The organism is Microcystis sp. LE19-84.1B (assembly GCF_027531875.1).
In the GTDB taxonomy this organism is placed as follows: Bacteria; Cyanobacteriota; Cyanobacteriia; order Cyanobacteriales; family Microcystaceae; genus Microcystis; species Microcystis panniformis.
The window spans coordinates 1-1,628 of sequence record NZ_JAPZSR010000081.1 but is presented as its reverse complement, the minus strand read 5'-3'; the positions used below and the strand labels follow the sequence as shown (position 1 = coordinate 1,628).

General features: G+C 37.2%; 5 protein-coding genes. All 5 read right to left on the bottom strand.

Annotation, left to right across the window (positions count from 1 at the left end; all coding sequences use genetic code 11):
* Nucleotides 1–449, bottom strand: a 449-nt coding sequence (locus tag O9324_RS04725) for a DUF3782 domain-containing protein (RefSeq protein ID WP_288139582.1), incomplete at its 3' end; no start/stop codon positions are given.
* 65 nt (nt 450–514) lie between these two features.
* Nucleotides 515–658 carry a hypothetical protein gene (locus O9324_RS04720; protein ID WP_002770425.1) on the bottom strand — a complete coding sequence of 48 codons (144 nt, stop codon included), beginning with the start codon at nt 656–658 and terminating at the stop codon, nt 515–517.
* Nucleotides 655–981 (bottom strand): nucleotidyltransferase domain-containing protein, encoded by a 327-nt coding sequence (locus tag O9324_RS04715; RefSeq protein ID WP_002770426.1) that lies wholly within the window; start codon nt 979–981, stop codon nt 655–657. Before O9324_RS04715 ends, O9324_RS04720 begins: the two co-directional genes overlap by 4 nt.
* A 185-nt stretch (nt 982–1,166) precedes the next feature.
* The gene (locus O9324_RS04710; RefSeq protein ID WP_012267989.1) at nt 1,167–1,388 is read right to left on the bottom strand and encodes a hypothetical protein; all 222 of its coding nucleotides are present in this window, start codon (nt 1,386–1,388) and stop codon (nt 1,167–1,169) included.
* A 27-nt stretch (nt 1,389–1,415) separates the two neighbouring features.
* The coding region (locus O9324_RS04705; protein WP_502846568.1) for a PIN domain-containing protein at nt 1,416–1,628 on the bottom strand (213 nt) is incomplete at its 5' end.

Below are 1,628 nucleotides of genomic sequence, written 5' to 3'. Positions count from 1 at the left end.
TGACTTTTAACCTCAACGATATAGGCAGTATTTAGCTCACCATTGGTATAGGCAAGGACATCAATTTCTAGGTGTTTTCCATCTTTACTGACTCGGACGCTGGGACTGATAACTTCCATACCAAAGCGTTGTCTGAGAATCTTTTCCATTGAGGGAAGGGCAAGTCCTTCGGTAAAGCTGCCGAATTTTGCACCAAGTCCCCCAATTTGCTGACCTAATTCTTTGAGTTGTTTGTCGGTTTTCTTCTGTTGTTGGGCGTTTTCCTTCTGTTGTTGACTAACTTCCTTTAATATTAGGTCAGTTTCCTTCAGTTGTTGGGCATTTTCCTTCTGTTGTTGACTAACTTCCTTCAATATTAGCTCAGTTTCTTTTTGAGCAGCGGTTAATTCAGCTTGAGCAGTGGCTAATTCAGCTAAGATTCGCCATACGTCTTCGGATGTAGTTGCCATAGATAATTTTTTCCCTCTAATTTGGTCTATTACTATTTTACTGAATTTCGCCGATTAATTATTAATTAATCATTGTTAATTAATGGGACAAGAATCACCGCCACCATAGCAACGAGAAATACAAGCACGATAATAATTTTTTCAAGTAATAGGGTGGCCGCTTCTAATTCTTCATTAGCTTGATTGATATAGGACGAAATTTGGTTCACAGGACAATCCCTTCTCGGCGAATATTGTCCATTAATGGGGTTTGTCGATGAACAAAGTCTTCATCGGCGATGGGAATCAAAGAAATGAAGGTATTATATTTAAGGTCTAGTTGAGTAGCGATGTCTGCCATCCGAATCACTTCATCTCCAGGGGAAATGGGCCCCTTTAATACGACCATAATATCAATATCTGAGTCCTCATTGGCGTTACCCCGCGCTTGTGAACCAAAAAGGATGAGTTTTACTAACCGTTTTCCATAAAACTTTGCTAATTCTTGGCGAAATTCTTGTAGTATGGGCATTAGGATTTGTAATTGAGCCATTGTTTTATTACTTAGAAATTATTTTTTGTAATAAATTGTATTGATGGATGTCACTTATTCACTATTTTATCGGATTTTTGCGATTGCGTAGGGAGTGTGGAAAGATGGAGAGGAATGCGATCGCCAATGAAATGTGGATGGGTCATTCATTCGACGGCTCATAGGGTTCTAAACTTTTAATAAAATCATCGTTTTTCTTCTCGCCATGCTGCTTGACGGATAGATTCAGGGGTGATATTTCTGTTTTCCCACAATCCTGCTAAGGCAAAGAAATCTTGCTCGTTATCAGATAATGTTGTTTGATCTTCGATGATTTCTACGGAGTCAACAAAATCTAAAGCAGTTAAAATTTTAGAGAGTGTTTCTGCTTTTTCTTGGTCACGAATGTGTACGATTAGTTGTTTCATGGTAGTTTATTTTGTATTGATTTGGTATTAATGATCATTGTCTAATTCTGTTTTTAGCCAATTAATCATCGGAGAACTAATACGAATTCTATGATTAATTAACTGTTGTGATAAATCTAAAATTTCTTGTTTAGATAGATAACCTGCATAAAAACCAACCAAGAGAATTCCTAATGTTCCTTTGACGGGTAATTCCATAGCTTTGGCAACTCTTCTTGCTAATTTCTCATCTATAATTAC

Coding starts and splice junctions, on each gene's coding strand:
- O9324_RS04715 (WP_002770426.1), bottom strand. CDS start 981: ATGGCTCAATTACAAATCCTAATGCCCATACTACAAGAATTTCGCCAA.
- O9324_RS04710 (WP_012267989.1), bottom strand. CDS start 1,388: ATGAAACAACTAATCGTACACATTCGTGACCAAGAAAAAGCAGAAACA.